Here is an 18,392-nt window from a genome sequence, read left to right as displayed (position 1 = left end):
AAAACACTTAAAACCAAAATCATACCAAAAATAACATATGGCGGAAAAGATTACAAAAAGAGATATAAACTATTCGGAGTGGTATAACGATCTTGTTATACAGAGCGGGTTGGCGGAGTATAGTGCTGTGCGGGGTTGTATGGTGATAAAGCCGCATGGATGGGCCATTTGGGAGAATATGAAAAGTATTCTGGACAAAAGATTCAAGGACACTGGACACGTTAACGCCAGTTTTCCGTTGTTGATACCAAAAAGTTTTCTTGAGCAGGAAGAAGGTCATGCTGAAGGATTTGCCAAAGAGTGTGCCGTTGTGACGCATTATCGGTTAAAAGCGAATCCTGACAAAAAAGGTAAATTGATGATTGACCCTGAAAGTAAGCTGGAAGAAGAGCTGATTATCAGGCCTACGAGTGAAACTATCATCTGGAATTGTTATCGCGGCTGGATTCAGAGTTATCGTGATTTGCCAATTTTGATTAATCAGTGGGCAAATGTTATGCGTTGGGAGATGCGCACACGTTTGTTTTTGCGCACTGCCGAGTTCCATTGGCAGGAAGGCCACACAGCACATGCCACTAAGGATGAAGCGGTTGAAGAAACCCTGAAAATGCTGGATGTTTACGCCGAATTTATGGAAAATTATATGGCCGTTCCGGTAATTAAAGGGGTAAAAACAGCGAACGAACGTTTTGCAGGTGCAGAAGATACTTATTGTGTTGAAGCGATGATGCAGGATGGAAAAGCGCTCCAAAACGGAACTTCCCACTTTTTAGGACAGAATTTTGCAAAAGCATTTGATGTTAAATTTTTAAATAAAGAAGGTAAACAGGAATTTGCCTGGGCTACAAGCTGGGGTGTATCAACAAGAATGATGGGTGCATTAATTATGGCGCACAGTGATGACGACGGATTGGTGATTCCTCCTCGCCTAGCGCCTTTGCATGTTGTAATTGTTCCTATTTATAAAAATGCTGAACAACTTGCAGCAATTACTGAAAGAGCAGATGCTATTATTAAAGAACTGAAGGCACAAAATATTATTGTGAAATACGATGATAGTGATACTGCCAAACCGGGCTGGAAATTTGCGGAATATGAATTAAAAGGTGTTCCTGTTCGTATTGCTATGGGAATGCGCGATGTTGAAAACGGAACAGTTGAAATTGCACGTCGCGATACCAAAGAAAAAACGACGGTAAAAAATGAAAACCTTGGTTTATATATCAGCGAATTGCTGGAAACCATACAGCAAAGCATGTTTAATAAGGCTTTAGCATTTCGTTCAGCAAATACTTTTGTATTGGATTCCTGGGATGAATTTACTGCTCAAATTGAAAAAGGTGGTTTTATTCATGCGCATTGGGATGGTACTGCGGAGACTGAAGATAAAATTAAAGAATTAACCAAAGCTACCATTCGTTGTATTCCGATGGATGCAAAAGAGGAAGCAGGTAAATGTATATACAGCGGCAAACCGAGTAACAAACGTGTGGTATTTGCCAAAGCGTATTAACATTTTTTTTTCAAATAAATTAGATACGACATCATTTGGTGTCGTATTTTTTTTGGGGGAGATGATCAATCCGGCTTAATTTTAAATTTCTGACAAGTGTGCAGGTTTTATCAATAGCTGATTATTAAATCGATGTAAGTGCCGGGAATTTTAAGATAAGTGATAGTGATAAATTCCACTTTCCAATTATTATATCGGTAATTTTATAACCCAATTATACTGGATGCTGCTCATGTCGCCTTTTGGTAAAAAAATACAACAATTGTTTTTGCTTTTGCTGCTTTGTGTGTGCTTAAGCAACCATGTATTTGCACAGGAGCCGGTTTCTATTAAGGTAGTTCCAACCATTAATTATTTACCCTCAACCATTTATTATGTAACACAAGATGCTGACCATTTTATATGGATTGGCACGAACACCGGTGTTTACAAATATGACGGTTATAGCTTCACCCATTTTACGAGTGCTGATGGTTTGGGAGATAATGAAATATTAAGAATTTATCAGGACAAAAAAAAGCGTATTTGGTTTCAGTCGGTAAACGGAAATGCTTCTTTTTATTTAGATGGTAAAATTTATAATGCCTATAATTCACCTTTGGTTGCTAAGTTGCAGTTTAACAAAATGATTTTGTCGGAATGTGAAGATGATGCGGGTAATTTATATATCGGCTCACGGGAATCGTTATATTATAAAATTGATGCTAATGATCAGGCAACCGCATTTACATATACCGGGCGGGAAAATTTTTCGTGGATTGGAAAGGATAATACAGTTCGGTTTGTAGAGCGGAAATTTCCGCAAATGTTTAAATCGATTCGCGGTGATAAACAGGATGATTTAATTTATATCAGTGCGGGAACACATATTTTTCAAATTGTAGACGATACTTCGTATGTTTCAAAACTGGAGTTACCGGCATCCAGCCAGGAAGTTATTTTCGTTAAAATAAAAAATGCCAATGAAATTTATTTCGGCACACGTGAAGGTTTATTCATATATGATCCTGAGGGGATAAAACCGCTGCGGAAAATCATGGGCGGTTACAGTGTGTCTTCTGTTGAGTTTGATTTTGAGGATAATTTGTGGGTTTCTACTTTGCAGGCGGGTTTGTATTTTATTCCATCGCTTGAAGTAAATATTTACAACAAACAAAATGATTTACCGGTTGATAAAATTACTTGTCTGGAACACGACAACGACGGCAATTTATGGGTTGGCATGGCAGAGGATAATTATGGTGTTTTATATCCTGATGGCAGTTTTAAACACAGCCGCTTAGATGCTTCCTCACCCCATGATATTGCCAATATTCGCCATTTTGAAAACAGCACTTTTGTAATTGGTAAAAGCAGTATTCGCCAAATAACAGGAACAACAAATAAAACCTTTAATATATATGGTAATGATTTGTTTCAGGATAAAACACGTGTTTATTTAGGGCAGGATAATACGATAATGCTTGAACGAAGTTTGTTTGAAAACCATATTTCTGAAGTGATAAACAATATGGTTTATAAGCGCGGTAATTATGAATTTGTGAACGCGCGAACCAATGTAATTAAAGCGGATAAGTATAATCATTTATGGGTTGGCACATCGAAGGGGATTTATTATTACGGTGATACGCTTATAAATCTGGGTGAATTGAATCCGCTGTTAAAATCGCCTGTTCGCGATATAGCGTTCGACAATAATGGTTTCTATACTTACATTGCTACATTGAATGGTTTATTGATTATAAAAGATAATAAACTCACTAAAATTCTGGACAAAGAAGCGGGTTTACCGAATAGTGAATGTAATGCCTTGTATGTAGATGAAAACAATTTTATTTGGGCAGCTTTTGGTAATGAATTGGTGCGTGTAGATTACAAAGAAGGCAAAATTGAAGTAGTAAATTTTACCAATAAATTAAAAATTGAAGTTAACAGAATTACCGATATTGATAATATTGGAGCAACAATATATATCGCCACCGAATCGGGGTTGATTTATTTTAATAAAAATGAAACACTGCAATTTGCCACGCCACCGCGTATTCGGTTTATGGATTTTATGGTGAATGATGTTTCGTATTTAAAATCAAACACTGCTGACTTTAAATACAACCAAAATGATGTAACCATTTCTTTTTCAGGAACTTCTTTTATGAGTAAGGCAGAAGTAACTTATAAATATATTTTGGAAGGTTATGATACGGAATGGCATTTTACGGATGAACGCAGTATACATTTTAAATCGTTGCCACCCGGAAATTATAATTTTAAAATAGCAGCCATTAATAAGTCGGGATTGGAAAGTGAGTTTAAATCGTTTGCGTTTGATATACAGCCACCCATTTGGAGTTTATGGTGGTTTTGGCTGATTATACTTACGTTGTTAAGCATCACCTTATACATGTTGTGGCGGCGGAGGCTGCAGGCTTTACGGGTGCAATACGAGCAAAAAAATAAAACGTTTTTGCTGGAAAAAGAAAATGCTGAAATTGAAAAGAAATTAACCGAATTAAATCAGCAGGCATTCAGGCAGCAGATGAATCCGCATTTTATTTTTAATGCCTTAAATACGATAAAAGGTTATTATGCAGAAAACGATGTAAAAAAGGCTAGTGATTATATTTCGAAATTTTCAAAATTGTTACGGAATATTCTCGAAAATAAGGAACAGTTTATTCCGTTGGAGCGTGAAATTCAAGCCATTAAACTATATCTGGATTTAGCAGGCATGCGGTATGAAAATAAATTTGTGTTTTCGGTAATGACAGATAGTGCATTAAACCCTGCTGAAGTTGGTATTCCGCCGATGTTGTTGCAGCCGTTTATTGAAAATTCACTGATACACGGCATTGCACCTAAACAGGGAAAAGGGACCATTTTAATAGAATTCAAAATCAGTGGTAACAAGTTAATATGTGATATTACTGATGATGGTATTGGCAGGATGGCATCTTCATCAAAATCGAGAATGGGCAATCACAATTCAAAAGCCACACTGTTAATTACGGAATATCTTGAAGCATTAAACAATAAAGAAAATACCAATAAATTCACATTAGAAATACGGGATTTAACTGATAAACAAGGGGAAGCTATTGGCACCCGCGTTGCGTTGGCTATGCCGTTAATCTATTTAGAACAAAATATATTATGATAAGAGCAATTATTATAGATGATGAATCACGAGCACGTTCAGCGCTCAAACAGGAAATTGCGTTAAACTGTCCCGAGGTTTTAATTGTAGGAGAAGCCGATAGCGTTCAAAGTTCTGTTGAATTAATTCAGTCGGTTTCACCTGAGTTGATATTTTTAGACATCCAATTATCGGATGGATTAGGATTTCATATTTTAGATGTGGTTGGGAATGAGGATTATGAAATCATATTTACTACGGCCTACTCCGAATATGCCATTAAGGCGTTTAAAACCAATGCATTAGATTATTTATTAAAACCCATCGACAGTGAAGAATTAATTGCTGCGGTAGCGAAGGTGTCGCAAAAGAAGGAAGATGTTCCTCCTGTAGTAGAACCAAACGCCGCAGTTCCTGATTTAACCACTTTACAGCAGAAGAAAATAATTTTACATACTTCCGATGGTTTATTTGTTATTCAGGTGGCCGATATTATTCGTTGTAACTCTTATGGTAATTATAGTTTTGTTTATTTGAAAGATGGCAATAAAATTTTGTTGGCTAAAATTCTTAAAGAAATTGAAGAATCGCTGCGGCCATTTGGATTTGAGCGTGTGCATCATTCCCACTTAATAAATTTGAACCATGTAAAATCGTTCCGGCATAAAGATGGTGGTTTGGTAATAATGAGTGATTTAAGCGAAGTGCCGGTTTCGCTGCGTAAAAAAAGTGCGTTTCTTGAACAACTGGAAAAACTCAACAACGTTTAAGGGCATAAAAAAAAGCCGCATGAGGCTACGGCTTAAATTTGAGTTGCATTGCAATTACTATTTAAAGGATCAGGGTGTTAGTGTGTTTCCGGTTCCGAACAACGAAATGGATAACAGAAGAACAAAGCAACTACATTCACATGACAACAGGGTAAAAGTAATGCTTAATAAAGTATACCCCTTCAATTTTTGGATAAGTGTAGCTTAAAATAGTACAAGTGCGAAATACTACTTCAAATCCGCATTTCAGGTGGTTTTTGGGGTGAAATTTAACCTTCACCTTAATCTCATATAAACTTATTTCCTGCAAATTTTAACATTTGAGCAAGATGAGCAACAACTGATTCATCTGGATACACAACTGATACATAATTAGAAATAAGTGCAACGAATTGCAGTTATTGATGCGGCATTTATATAAAAAATAATTAATTGTTTGCGCTACTTTTAATCCGTATAAATAAAATTATTACGATGTTATCCAAAATAGTTTCACTCTTAGCTTTTGTTTTTGTTGTGTCGTTAGCCAAATCACAAAATGACTGTGCATGTGATGATTTTAGTAAGGCAGATAAAGCAAATTATGATGCCAATTTTAAAGCCGGAAAATATGCAGTTCCAATTTCCATATCGAAAAAATTGCTCCAGTCAGATAATAATTGTTGTAAAGCCCAGGCTGAAATTTTATTTGCCAATATTCATTTGAGAGAGAAAAAATTAGACAGTGTATTATTTCGAATTAATAAAGCCAATAAATATCTCAATAAAAAATACGACTCCGTTGTTACGCCGGAAACTTTCCGTTTACGTGGAATGGTAAGTGCTGCTGAAAATAAACCCGACAGTGCGATATATTATTATCTTGAAGGTTTAAAAAATGCAGAACTACATCACAATTTAAAATATGAAATCATTTTCTGTAATGAAGTATCTTACACATTCAGCAGTATCACACAACCTGAAGAAGGCACCAAATACATGAAAATGTCGCTGGAGCGTGCTTTAGAATATGGTGATAATGAATTAATCACCATGGGCTATTCTAATCTTGCTACTTCGTATGGTATGATGTATGAGTCGACAAAAAATAAAAAATACCTCGACAGCATGCAGGTGTTGGCTCCACTTGCATTAAAATATGCGCAACAAGCCAACAGTCCGTTTTATATTATTAAATGTTATAACATTTTAGGTGGTTTGGCATTAGAGCATCAGGATTTTGAAACTGCGATTTTATATTGTGATACGGTAATTGGATTATCATCGGATAAAGCACTGGAGCAATTACGGGTTTCAGCGATGTTCAGAAAGGGACAGAGTTTATATGCATTGGGAAAATTCGAAACATCGCTTACCACATTGTTACAGGGATTAGTCTGGGCTAAAGAATGGGGTAATGATAATGTGGTGTTGTTATTTTATCAGCAGCTGTATTATACCTACAAAGACAATAAAAATCCCGAGGCTGCTTTACAATATTTTGAGAAATACAAAGCAGTTAGCGATAGTTTGATGAATATTGAAAAAACAACAACTGTAAATCAATTAGAGCAACAATATAATAAAGCAAAAAATGAACAAACCATAACCGAATTAAATCAGGAAAAACAAATCAGTGCTTTAAAAATTCGTTTTTTAGTTGCCGGTGTGGTGGTTGCCTTTTTAATTGCTATTACCATATTTTTATATTATCGTCAAAAAAACCTGAAACATCAGCAAACCATACTGGAAACGGAACAGCGGCTCAACAGGGCCAGAATGAATCCGCATTTTTTCTTTAATGCCTTAACTGCTTTACAGTCGTACGCGTTGTTGGAAAACGACGGAAAACAATTAGCAAGCAATTTGAGTAAGTTTTCACATATCATGCGCGAAACACTCGAAAGTTCTTATAAGGATTACGTTACTATTGAACAGGAAGTGGATTTTTTACGGGAATATCTGGAGTTGCAAAAAATGCGTTTCCCCGCCAAGTTTTCTTATCATTTAGATTTGGTAAAGGATATTGAAACAGATGAAATTATGATTCCATCGATGATTATTCAGCCTTTCGTTGAAAATTCGATTGAACACGGATTTAGTGGCATAACTTATACCGGTGAATTAAAAGTGTTGTTTGATGAAATAAATGATGAGGTTATTATAACCATAATTGACAATGGGAAAGGATTACATTCAACTCCTGCAGAAAACAATGAACATATTTCACGTGCCAGTCAGATTATAAAAGACAGAATTTACTTACTGAACATCAAATTAAAAACAAAGGCCAGTTTCAGTATAAATAATAATACCGAAGAAAAAGGTGTAATTGTAAAAATTTATTTACCTAAAATTTATAAAAATGCGCGTATTACTCATTGACAATGAAGTGAACATTCGGTTAGGGTTGCGGGAGATGTTACATGCATATTGCCCTGAAATAATTGCCATACATGAAGCTGATAGTGTGATGAGTGGAATTAATGCCATTGCCCTTTATAACCCGGATGTGGTTTTTTTAGATGTAGAACTTGATGACGGCACCGGATTCGATTTGTTGAGTCAGTTGCAGACATATAGCTTTCAGTTAATATTTATTACTGCGCACGATAAATATGCCATTAATGCATTTAAATTCAGTGCTATGGATTTTTTGTTAAAGCCGGTTGATCCTGCAGAACTGCAAAGAACTGTAACCAGAGCTTACCATAATATTAAACAGGACCCTGCCAAACAACTTGCTTTGTTGCTTGAACAAATGCAAAACAAAAATGAACATCCCAAAAAAATTGTTTTAAAAGATATTCATAAAACCTATTATGTAAAAATTGATGATATTTTATATTGTGAAGCAGATGGTATTTATACCAAATTTGTTTTATCTGATCATCAAACCATTTTAGTTTCTAAAAATTTGAAGGAATATGAAAGTTTATTAGAACCACTCGGGTTCGTTCGCACACACCATTCTTTTCTTGTAAACCCGGATAAAATAAGGCTTTTCGATAAATCGGAAGGTGGTATGCTGATTTTAGATGAAGGCAGTACCATTCCGGTTTCACAAAGAAAAAAGGATGCCGTGTTAAAAATTCTGGAACATTAAATATTTATTTTAAATCCATTTTTACGCGCTCAGGGTCATCACTGATGTAAATAATTTGTAACGAATCACCAACGTTTAAATCATTATAAACGGTGCTGTTAATAAGGCAATCAGCAGTAGTATAATCACCGATACTTAAGTCAATATTCTCAAATATTTTATCAATTAATGCATCTGCGCCACTTTTAGTAGTATCGGGCAGTGTGTTAACCGGTGATTTGGTTGCAGTTGTATCTTTCGTAAAAAAAGCTACCTTACAGTAATAATCAATGTCTACCGACCTTTTTGATTTGTGTTCAATTTGCCACATTTCAATTACAGTTGCTTTTACTGAAATTCCTTTTTCTTTAAACAATTTATTTTCAGCCGTAATCATAATATAAAATATTACAGTAAGTGCAACGAGTATAAATACTGCTGCGCCAACGAAAATGCGATTGATATTTTTTCTGTTTTTCATATTGATTAAAAGTTGAAATGAAAAAAAGCCTTCCGAAGATAGAAGGCTTTTTTAAGATGAACTGAACGATCAGCATTAACGAACAACAGCCAATTTTTCTGTTAAAACCTGACCATAACTTGTTGTTACGAATACCTGATATATACCTGCAGGTAAATCGCTAACATTTAATTCCTGTGTAATTTCCTGTCCGCCGTAACCCTGAACAGTATTATTTTGTATCGGATATTTTTCTCCCGCCATATTATAAATATCAATTGTTGCAGTAGCATCTTCTGCCATTACAAAAACAATTTCTACTTGTTGTGATGCAGGATTAGGGAAAATAGCAATTGGATTTTCACCTTCGGCAGTAGCATCATCTAATTTCATCCAGCATGCACCTAATACCCAACCGCTGGTTAAATGGCTGCCTACTTGTCCGTAGTTAATACATTTTGTTGTACCATTTTTACAAACATAAATTTTAGTATTTCCCGGTCCACAACGTACATCTTTTACGGTAACTACAACATTATCACTATTTGAACAACCGTAGTAATCAGTTGCAGTGAATGTATATGTAGTAGTTGTTGTTGGGCAAACAGAAGGTGTTTTAATAGTTGAACCATTACTCCATGAATAAGTGTAAGGATCAGAAGCACCGGTTGCGGTACCATTTAATGTTACACAAGTTGCACCATAACCAATGGTAATTGTTTTATCCAAGCCGGCATTAACAGTAGGTTTAGGGTTAACAAAAATCGGAATATTATCTGTATCCGTATTTCCCAAAGCATCGGTAACAGTAACTGTATAAGTTGTATTTACAAGTGGAGTTACAGTTGTTGATGCAGTAGTTGCACCGGTATTCCATAAATAAGTGTAAGGTGCCGTACCGCCTGTTGCAGATGCGGTAATTGTTCCCGGATTTCCTTTACATAAATTAAAAGAAGGACCTGCATCGGCAGCTAAACCGAAATTAATTTCCATTTCAGGTAAGCCATTACAACCGTATGGTGCAACACCAACTCCGGCTCCTTCTGCTCCACCTAAAATTAATTGATTCGGCATACCGTTCGTTACAAAAGTAAACGTAACGCAATATGAACCTGCAGGGCCGAATAATCCGCCTGTTGTGGTCCACCAATCTGCCCCCCAGCCTGTTCCGGGATAACTCAATAAATCATACACCAGATATTCATTACCTAAATAAGGGAATGTTGATGCGCTGTAAATTGCAGCAGTTTGCGGGCTTGTTAATGTAGCAGGATAGGTTGCGAATGTTGTTCCACCACCAACAGCTTGCACAAACCACGTACCGGTTCCTCCGGATGCGCCGCCAACGCCACCTCCGGCGCAAAATTCTACAGTAAACTCATATTGTCCTCCACCTAAATCAGTCATGTTAATTAAGGAAAAGGAAGAATTGTCGCAAGCTGAAACGCTGCCGGTAAAGCCAAGTAAAAAAAGGCAGGTTAAAATAAGTGTGTTCAATTTTTTCATAAGTGTCTTGTTTAGATTTAGCATTATTTTTTTAGTTTTCCCCAACAGGGGTTTAAATCAATAAGCCAAAAGTAGTATGGTGGATTATGCCATTTTTACCAGATGAACAAGTGGTATAAATCGATAAACAAGTGTAAAAAAGGCCTTACGTTAAATTTAAATGGTTATGTTGTTGAGCATAACATTGCATACGGGAATACAAAAACGAAAACGATTGTAAAAATCATAAAAACACCTGTACTTAGGGCATTTCAGCCCAATGGCTAACTCATTTCAACATAGTTCAAATCTTTGCCGAATGTTTCTTTAATTGCCAGAATTGAAACAATTGCCAGTATAAGTGCAATGGCTCCGACAATAAGTGCAGCGGTAATATTATTTGTATTTGAACTCAGTGCAGAAAAACCAAGTGTGAGCGGCACTACAAATCCTCTTACAAAATTTGGTACTGTGGTAGTAGCTGTGGCTCTTATATTGGTTCCGAATTGTTCGGATGCGATGGTTACAAATAATGCCCAATATCCGGTAGCACAACCTAATAAAAAGCACATAATATTAAATAAGGTTTGTGATGTACTTTTAATATTCAGATATAATAATGCTAAAATAATTGTTGCAATTAAATAACCTAACACCACTTTTTTCCGTGAACGAAAAACCTGACTTAAATAACCACTCAAAATATCTCCGACACATAAACCAACATAACTCAACATAATGGCAGTGCGTCGAATTTGAAGCGCATTATCGCCGCTGGTATCTATTCCCCATTCGCCTGCAAATCGTTCACTGAATTTCATTAATACGCCAATACAATACCAAACCGGTACACCAATTAATATGCAATACACATATTTTACAAAACGCTCCCGATTGGTAAATAGTGAAATAAAATTACCTCTGGTAACAGATTCATGTTTAATGGAATCGAACATGGTACTTTCAAAAGTTCCGAATCGCAGTACCAATAATGCTAATCCAAGTCCGCCACCTATATAATAAGAAGTCCGCCAGTCAACATGTGATGTGATAAAAAATGCTGCCACTGCTCCCAATGCGCCGACACTTACAATGAGCATGGTTCCGTAACCGCGATTTTCTTTACTCATTATTTCTGCAACCAAAGTAATTGCAGCTCCTAATTCACCGGCAAGTCCGAGGCCTGCAAAAAATCGCACAATTTGGTACTGGGTGGTATTATCTACAAAACCATTTAAAATATTTGCAATCGAATACAATAATATGCTGCCAAATAAAATAGATTTTCGTCCTTTTAAATCGCCCATAATGCCCCATAAAATTCCGCCAAACAACATGCCTATCATTTGCACATTAAACAACCTGACATCCCAAAAGTCGACCATAGCGGGGTCAGTAATGCCGATACCTTTTAAGCTAGGTTTACTAACCAGGTTAAATAATTGCAAGTCATAGATATCGACAAAATAGCCTAATGCTGCAACTAAAACGGTAAGATTTAAAATACTTCGGGATGGGCTTTTGTGTGGTGTGCTCATAATTGAAGCATGAAATTATCTAATTTTTTTCATAAATCAGAAAATCATGATCATAGGGATTCACATCATCTTTTTTTCGCTTGTCTTCTGAATCCATTGCCCATTCTTCATCTAATTCCGGAAAATAGGTATCACCTTCAAATTCAGCATGGATGCGGGTGAGATAAATTCGGGTTACAAATTGCATAGATTGTTTATAAATATCGCCACCGCCTAATACAAATACTTCATCCTCATCATTCAATTCAGGTAAACTCATTGCTTCCTTTAAAGAATGCACAATTAAACTATCGGGTGCCATAAATTCTTTATCTCTGGTAACAATAATAAATTTTCGGCCGGGTAACACTTTATTACCAAGTGCATTATATGTTTTTCTGCCAAGAATACACCAGTGACCGGATGTTTTTTCTTTAAAATATTTTAAATCGGAGCGCAATTTTAACCAGGGCATATCACCGTTTAATCCGATAACATTATTTAAATCTACAGCAACAATTATTGAAAAAACGGGCATGTTAATTAATTTTAATACATGAAATTAAACACTCACTTTTGCTTTGATATGCGGATGCGGGTCGTAATTAACCAATTCGAAATCGTTGATGGTAAATCCGAAAATGTCTTTAACAGCAGGATTTATTTTCATTTGCGGAAGTGGCCGTGGTTCGCGTGTTATTTGCAGTTTAGCCTGTTCAATATGGTCGTTGTATAAATGCACATCACCAAACGAATGAATAAATTCACCGGGTTCCAAATCACAAACCTGAGCTACCATTAATGTGAGTAAGGCATAACTGGCAATATTAAATGGCACACCTAAAAATGTATCGGCACTGCGCTGATATAACTGACAACTCAATTTTCCATCTGCAACATAAAACTGAAATAAACAATGACATGGTGGCAATGCCATTTTTTCGATATCACCAACATTCCATGCACTTACAATTAATCTTCTTGAATCGGGATTGCGTTTAATTTGATTAATTAAATTCGTAATCTGGTCAATTGTTCTTCCGTCTGCTGCTGGCCAGCTTCTCCATTGATGTCCGTAAACCGGACCTAAATTTCCATTTTCATCAGCCCATTCATCCCAAATGCGCACTTCATTTTCTTTTAGATAGGCAATATTGGTATCTCCCTTTAAAAACCATAATAATTCATGAATGATACTTCTGGTATGCAATTTTTTAGTAGTTAATAAAGGAAATCCTTTTTGCAGGTCGAAGCGCATTTGATAACCGAACAAACTAATGGTTCCGGTTCCGGTGCGGTCTGACTTTTGGTTACCTTCTTCTAATATTTTGCTGAGTAAATCGAGATACTGTTGCATGGCGTAAAATTAATCAAAATAGCGGGTGAAAAGTTCATCTAAACCACCCTCCTGCTTCAGGAAATAAAATCATTAACAGGCTTTCCACAACGTTAAAAAGTGCCAAATGCTTGAAATTCAGGCTGCAAAACCCTAATTTTATATAAAACCAATTACTTATGATAAGTTCTTTATTCGACAATGTCAACTGGCTAGCTGCCCTCGCAGGGGGTGCCGCCTATTATGTAATCGGAGCCGCCTGGTATGGCATACTCGGCAAAGGCTGGATGGCTGCCGCCGGTTTAACCTCCGAAGAAATTAAAACCAAATTCAACAAAGCCGTTTATGGCCTAACCCTTTTGGTGGAAATTATTATTGTGCTTTTTATGGGCGCTTTAATGGGCCCGAATTTGAGCGTAAGTGATGCCGCACAATTCGGATTAATTGTAGGCTTCATATTTTCCGGATTAACTACCTACATTCATTATTTGTATACCATGCGCAACGGTATGCTTATTTTTTATGATGCCGGATATACAACCATCGCCAGTATTGTAGCTGCTGTTATTTATGCGGTAATCAGTTAAAAAAATAATTATTCGAAATTGAAAACAGGGTGCTCAACATCCTGTTTTTTTTATGCATCAAGGGGTTCAGTGATACGCGGATTAAATAAACTGATAAAAAATGCGATAATCATTACCAATAAACATCCAATCACATTATACCATAAATAACCAATTTCCAATTTTGGTGTATTCCAATCGTAACGAATACTGAAATCCAGATATAAAATCACCATCTCAGAAATAATTGCTGCAATAAATACAGCGTTGCCCTTAACCCGCTTCAATAAAAATGCTGTTAAAAATATGCCCAGAATTGTTCCGTAAAACAAACTGCCTAAAATATTTACAGCTTCTATCAGGTTATCAAACATAGAACAAATAAGTGCAAACCCAATTGCCAATGCACCAAACATTACAGTTAATAATTTACTAGCCTGCAAATGTTGTTTTTCACTTGCATTTTTATTAATCATTCGTTTGTAAATATCTACCGAAAATGTTGTTGCCAGTCCATTTAACGCAGAAGATGTTGAACTCATACTGGCTGAAAAAATTACGGCGAATAACAACCCGATTAATCCAACAGGTAAATATTGCATCACAAAATGCATAAAAATATAATCATGGTCATCATCTATACCGGGATTTGCCTTTACCACAACAGCATTAATTTCCTTACGCAATTTGTCTGTTTCCGTATGCGATTTTTTTAATAAATCTATTTGCGCTTCATCACCCGTAATTTTCTGCTCCGCAAGTTGTCTGTTTAAGGATATTTGTTGCGTTGTTGCAATATTATACTGTATTTCAAGCGATTTTAATTCGGCTGCATACTTCGATTGTTGCGTTTTTTCATAAGCTACCTGATTAAAATAAACAGGAGGCTGATTAAACTGATAAAAAACAAATACCAGTAAACCTGTCAATAAAATAAAAAACTGAACGGGCACTTTCACTAAACCGTTAAACATTAATCCTAAACGGCTTTCTTTCACCGATTCTCCGCCCAAGTAACGTCCTACCTGACTTTGGTCGGTTCCAAAATAACTGAGTTGTAAAAATAATCCGCCAATTAATCCTGAAATTAAATTGTAACGGTCGCTCCAATTAAAACTGCCATTTTCGCTACCTGATGTTATGATATTCATTTTCCCTAATGCACCTGCAACGTGTAACGATTCATTAAATGAAATATATTCACTTAAATAATAAACCAGGCAACCGAATGCAGTAAACATTCCGGCATAAATAACAAACATTTGTTGCTTATGTGTAACGGCAACAGCTTTTGTGCCACCTGATAAAATATACAACGTAACAATACCACCTATAAATATTACCGTTGCATTTAAATCCCAGCCTAATAACTGCGATAAAATTATAGAAGGCGCATAAATGGTAATACCGGTAGAAAATGCACGTTGCACTAAAAATAAAACTGCGGTAAAGGTGCGTGTTTTTAAATCAAAACGTTGTTCCAGAAATTCATAGGCGGTATATACTTTCAGCTTGTAATACATCGGAATAAAAAACACCGATATTACAATCATGGCCAGCGGCAATCCAAAATAAAATTGAATAAATCCTAATCCGCTGTCGTAAGCTTGTCCGGGTACCGATAAAAAAGTTATCGCACTGGCCTGTGTAGCCATTACGCTTAACCCTATCTCCCACCACTTTTTTTCATCATCACCTTTTAAATAACTTGAAGCAGTGTGAACGGTACGCGTTTTATAAATGCCATAAGCGGCAATTAAAATTAACGAACCAAACATTACCAACCAGTCGATCCAACTCATTAGTAATGTTCAGTTAATAAAGTGAAAATAATTATTTCTGCAATCAAAACAATTACAACAAGCACATACCAATTACGCCAGTAGCTTTTTCCATTTGTTTGTTGCATGGTTATATATTATTGCTGTTTATATTCAATCATATTTAACATCAAACGATATGCACCCGGAACACCTGCAGGTAATTCTCTGAAAAATGCAAGGCCGGTATAAATAAATGCCCCTTTACCATAATCTGCAACAATTAATCCGCCGGTTTGTGCTTTTTCATTCGGGTCTGTAAATGATAATGGTGCCTGATAAGCAGCATCCGGTTCACCTACAAAATAAATACCACGCTCTTGCACCCAACCTGTAAAATCGGCAGGGGTAATTTTATTCGGAAAATTTAATAAACGATGTTCAGGTAAAACAAATTCAACCGGAGAATTTTCATCAGTTACGCGGTTGCGGGTAATTTTAAAAGGATATGGGCCAATCTGGTCGGTATACATATCCCAATTGGTAGAATATTGAGCAATAACCAATCCTCCCGCATTTACATAATTCATTAACATCTGCTGATTATCTGCAATTGCTTTTGAAGTATTATATGCGCGCACACCAATAATTACAACATCAAACTGACTCAATAATTCCGCCGTCATGGCTTCAGGTTTAATAGTTGTGATATGTAATCCGATTTGAGATAAACTTTCATCTACCAAATCGCCAGCACCATCAATGTAAACAATTTTTTTTGTGCATGGAGCAGCATCAAATTTTGCCACTTTTACTTTTACATCTTCAACAATTACCTGACGCGGAATATGATCGTATTCAATAATGGTAATTTTTTTCGCCGGTTCGCCTAATACTGCATTGGCATTATCTGACAACATTTGAACCGTTGTGGTTTTTACACCCGGTTCAGCAGGAGCAGTTATATCAAAATTTACAGCTGCTGTTGAGCCATTTTTTAATATGGTAAATGATTGTGCTGTAGTATTTATTTTATTTCCGAACAAACGCACACGACCATTTAATGTATCGGCAGCAAACGATTTAATGCTGAGTTGTAATTGTTCCGGATTGTTATCGGTAAATAACACATTATACGAAGATGCACTAACTACTGCGCGTGGAACTACAGCAAGTGGTTTATATATTTCACCCTTTACAGCATCCGTTTCTTTGTAAACCACACCTCTGTTAAAGGCAAAAGTTTCATCTCCAATTTTAATATGGTAAGTAAATAATATTACCGGATCATTTTCAGCTTTACCAATTAATTTCCTGTCTGTCACATTAAATATACCTTCATAATCACCATTCAGCCAATAAGGTGAGGATGAAATTCCTTCCGGCACAATAATATTAAAAGTATCCATTTGATTTATACCTGCAGGTAAAATTTCGCCACTTTTATAATCATTTCCCAAAACAGAAATTGACTCCAGTGAAATTGGATAATTATTGCGTTTTAAAGCTGTGCTAACAATTTTTAATGCATCACCATTAGCAACAATATCTTTATCGGCAACAGGTTCTATCCATAATCCCAAACAGGCAACAATAATTTTTTTCACCTGTTCTTTTTTATAAACAATTAACTGATCTTCAGGAATAGTTTTTAAATAAGCATAAACTTTTAATAATGCATCAATTGATTTTTCAGGATAACTTACATCATAATGATTGATTATATCTGAAATCATAAATTGCAAATCAGCGCCCTGGCGGTAACGTTCCCATCCGGTTTGAATGCCGGAAAAAATATCGTTATTGGTAAAAGCATTCCCTTTTTTTAATTCAAGATATTCTTTTTGTTCACCTCTTGTTGGTGCGCTACCAAAACCCTGGCTTTTATGGTTGGTGCGACTTTCAGCAGCAATTTCGCCGTAACTTTTTCCGAGTAAAACATTATATCCGCCAACATCGAACACAGCAAGTTCGGGACTACCGTTTGCAATTTTTGTTGGTAAATCTTTATCCCACCAAGTTGAATTATTCCAATATAAACGTTGTGTTTTCCAAACAGAAACATAAGCTAACTGCTCAGGAAAACGAGTCGGGTCGGCAGCTGCTTCAAAAGCTTCTTCTGCAAGCATTGCACTTGCAGTATGGTGACCATGACCTGCACGTTCATCGGCAGGAAATCTGGTAATAATAATATCCGGTTTAAAATTTCTGATTACCCAAACCATATCTGATAAAATACTGTCTTTGGGCCATTTTGTAAATGTTTCACTTGCGGTTTTGCTGTAACCAAAATCAACTGCACGGGTAAAAAATTGTTCTCCCCCATCTAATCTGCGGGCAGCTAATAATTCCTGGGTTCTGATAACACCAAGATATGCACCTTGTTCTTCTCCCACTAAATTTTGCCCACCGTCGCCACGAGTTAATGACAAATATCCGGTGCGCACACGTTTTTCGTTTGCGAGGTAGGTAATCAGTCTGGTATTTTCATCATCGGGATGAGCAGCAATATACAATACACTGGCTGTGGTATTTAATTTTTCTATTTCCAATAAAATACGTGATGCATTCCATTGAACCTGCTGAGCATTTGATGTGCAAATTAATAAGCATAAAACACTAAAAAATAAATTACGCATGTAGATGTGATATATGGTATTGATTAAATTTGTTAAATAAGTGAAACAAGCTGTTGCTATGGTTTGTTCCCCGGCATCGTTAAAATCGATTTCTTTTTTTTGCAGTAACAAATGTAGGTAAAACTTTCGAGTGCCCTGAAAGTACGGGG

The 18,392-nt window shown here is 36.1% G+C and carries 13 protein-coding genes; 6 read left to right on the top strand and 7 right to left on the bottom strand.

The annotated features are described in order from the left end of the window. Window positions 1-37 precede the first annotated feature (37 nt). From IPI65_05980 to IPI65_05960, 5 genes are all read left to right on the top strand, one after another. The gene (locus IPI65_05980; GenBank protein ID MBK7441075.1) at window positions 38-1,513 is read left to right on the top strand and encodes a proline--tRNA ligase; all 1,476 of its coding nucleotides are present in this window, start codon (window positions 38-40) and stop codon (window positions 1,511-1,513) included. A gap of 268 nt (window positions 1,514-1,781) precedes the next feature. Then, complete coding sequence (locus IPI65_05975) at window positions 1,782-4,667, top strand: histidine kinase (protein ID MBK7441074.1); 2,886 nt, start codon at window positions 1,782-1,784, stop codon at window positions 4,665-4,667. Next, window positions 4,664-5,416, top strand: a complete 753-nt coding sequence (locus tag IPI65_05970; GenBank protein ID MBK7441073.1) for a response regulator transcription factor — start codon at window positions 4,664-4,666, stop codon at window positions 5,414-5,416. The genes IPI65_05975 and IPI65_05970 overlap by 4 nt, the downstream gene beginning before the upstream one ends. A gap of 474 nt (window positions 5,417-5,890) precedes the next feature. Beyond that, complete coding sequence (locus IPI65_05965; protein MBK7441072.1) at window positions 5,891-7,780, top strand: histidine kinase; 1,890 nt, start codon at window positions 5,891-5,893, stop codon at window positions 7,778-7,780. Further along, a complete protein-coding gene (locus IPI65_05960; GenBank protein ID MBK7441071.1) occupies window positions 7,761-8,501 on the top strand; it encodes a response regulator transcription factor in 741 nt (246 codons plus the stop codon). Before IPI65_05965 ends, IPI65_05960 begins: the two co-directional genes overlap by 20 nt. 4 nt (window positions 8,502-8,505) lie before the next feature. On the opposite strand, the gene IPI65_05955 is transcribed toward IPI65_05960, so the two are convergent. The 5 genes from IPI65_05955 to IPI65_05935 form a co-directional block, all read right to left on the bottom strand. Further along, a complete protein-coding gene (locus IPI65_05955; protein ID MBK7441070.1) occupies window positions 8,506-8,961 on the bottom strand; it encodes a hypothetical protein in 456 nt (151 codons plus the stop codon). Window positions 8,962-9,036: 75 nt separating this feature from the next. Continuing rightward, window positions 9,037-10,446, bottom strand: coding sequence for a T9SS type A sorting domain-containing protein (locus tag IPI65_05950; GenBank protein MBK7441069.1), 1,410 nt, complete (start codon window positions 10,444-10,446; stop codon window positions 9,037-9,039). A 263-nt stretch (window positions 10,447-10,709) separates the two neighbouring features. Continuing rightward, window positions 10,710-11,963: an MFS transporter gene (locus IPI65_05945; protein ID MBK7441068.1), complete on the bottom strand. Its 1,254-nt coding sequence runs from the start codon at window positions 11,961-11,963 to the stop codon at window positions 10,710-10,712. Window positions 11,964-11,982: 19 nt separating this feature from the next. Further along, complete coding sequence (locus IPI65_05940) at window positions 11,983-12,480, bottom strand: dihydrofolate reductase (GenBank protein MBK7441067.1); 498 nt, start codon at window positions 12,478-12,480, stop codon at window positions 11,983-11,985. Between the two features lie 24 nt (window positions 12,481-12,504). Next, entirely contained in the window at window positions 12,505-13,299 is a 795-nt protein-coding gene (locus tag IPI65_05935; protein MBK7441066.1) for a thymidylate synthase, read from the bottom strand. Between the two features lie 158 nt (window positions 13,300-13,457). On the opposite strand from IPI65_05935, the gene IPI65_05930 reads away from it, so the two are divergent. Continuing rightward, the gene (locus tag IPI65_05930; protein MBK7441065.1) at window positions 13,458-13,865 is read left to right on the top strand and encodes a DUF1761 domain-containing protein; all 408 of its coding nucleotides are present in this window, start codon (window positions 13,458-13,460) and stop codon (window positions 13,863-13,865) included. A 50-nt stretch (window positions 13,866-13,915) separates the two neighbouring features. Here IPI65_05930 and IPI65_05925 read toward each other — a convergent pair whose 3' ends face one another. Together IPI65_05925 and IPI65_05920 are read right to left on the bottom strand one after the other, a co-directional pair. Continuing rightward, complete coding sequence (locus IPI65_05925; protein MBK7441064.1) at window positions 13,916-15,646, bottom strand: sodium:solute symporter; 1,731 nt, start codon at window positions 15,644-15,646, stop codon at window positions 13,916-13,918. A gap of 116 nt (window positions 15,647-15,762) precedes the next feature. Then, the gene (locus IPI65_05920; GenBank protein ID MBK7441063.1) at window positions 15,763-18,354 is read right to left on the bottom strand and encodes a PIG-L family deacetylase; all 2,592 of its coding nucleotides are present in this window, start codon (window positions 18,352-18,354) and stop codon (window positions 15,763-15,765) included. Window positions 18,355-18,392 lie beyond the last annotated feature (38 nt).

The sequence above is a fragment of the Bacteroidota bacterium genome, from assembly GCA_016706255.1.
Taxonomy (GTDB): Bacteria; Bacteroidota; Bacteroidia; order Chitinophagales; family BACL12; genus UBA7236.
The sequence above is the reverse complement of the archived record's forward strand: the minus strand, read 5'-3'. Positions and strand labels throughout refer to the sequence as shown.